Annotated in this window: 2 protein-coding genes; one reads left to right on the forward strand and one right to left on the reverse strand. The window is 30.5% G+C overall.

The annotated features are described in order from the left end of the window. Positions 1 to 32 precede the first annotated feature (32 nt). Entirely contained in the window at positions 33 to 260 is a 228-nt protein-coding gene (locus ACQPUY_RS17740) for a hypothetical protein (RefSeq protein WP_430843380.1), read from the reverse strand. A 66-nt stretch (positions 261 to 326) separates the two neighbouring features. On the opposite strand from ACQPUY_RS17740, the gene ACQPUY_RS17745 reads away from it, so the two are divergent. Then, entirely contained in the window at positions 327 to 476 is a 150-nt protein-coding gene (locus ACQPUY_RS17745) for a hypothetical protein (RefSeq protein ID WP_430843382.1), read from the forward strand. Positions 477 to 550 lie beyond the last annotated feature (74 nt).

Consider the following 550-nt stretch of genomic DNA (forward strand, 5'->3'; position numbering starts at 1 on the left):
CTTACGAGATATTGAAATTATTAAAAACACTATCAGTTATTTAATTTAATTGCAAGGTTGATACCTGCATCTAATATTTCAATTTCACCACCGATATAAACATTGATAAGTCCTTCATTATTTAAGTCAGTTAAATATTCACTTAATTTACGAGGACCAATCATTTGAGTAAGTTTATGTTCTGGGTCTTTAAAACGGCGGGTATCAGAAGCCATGAAAGCAATAAGGTATTTTAATAAATCATATTTATCTTTAATCATATATTCCACCCCCTTTCGATATGATTTTAACATATTTTAGGGGAGTTTATCAAAAGGAGGAACACCATGACTAATACTCAGCAAATGCTAGAAGAAGCAGTAAAACACTTTGGCACAGATGACATAATTACAAAGATGTTAAGTATTAAAAGAGATAAAGAAATAGAAGTAGAGCAAAGACTTATATATGAGAGGTACAAGCAATGTATAGCCTAATACAAGTTTACTTAATAATATTCTTTTTATTCTTATATGTGGCAATTGCAGCGATACCAGCAGCGTTGGTAATG

The organism is Clostridium nigeriense, assembly GCF_050585245.1.
Classification (GTDB): domain Bacteria; phylum Bacillota; class Clostridia; order Clostridiales; family Clostridiaceae; genus Clostridium; species Clostridium nigeriense_A.

Excerpts from the sequence above, each read along its gene's own strand:
- ACQPUY_RS17745 (WP_430843382.1), top strand. The coding sequence starts at position 327 with ATGACTAATACTCAGCAAATGCTAGAAGAAGCAGTAAAACACTTTGGC.
- ACQPUY_RS17740 (WP_430843380.1), bottom strand. The coding sequence starts at position 260 with ATGATTAAAGATAAATATGATTTATTAAAATACCTTATTGCTTTCATG.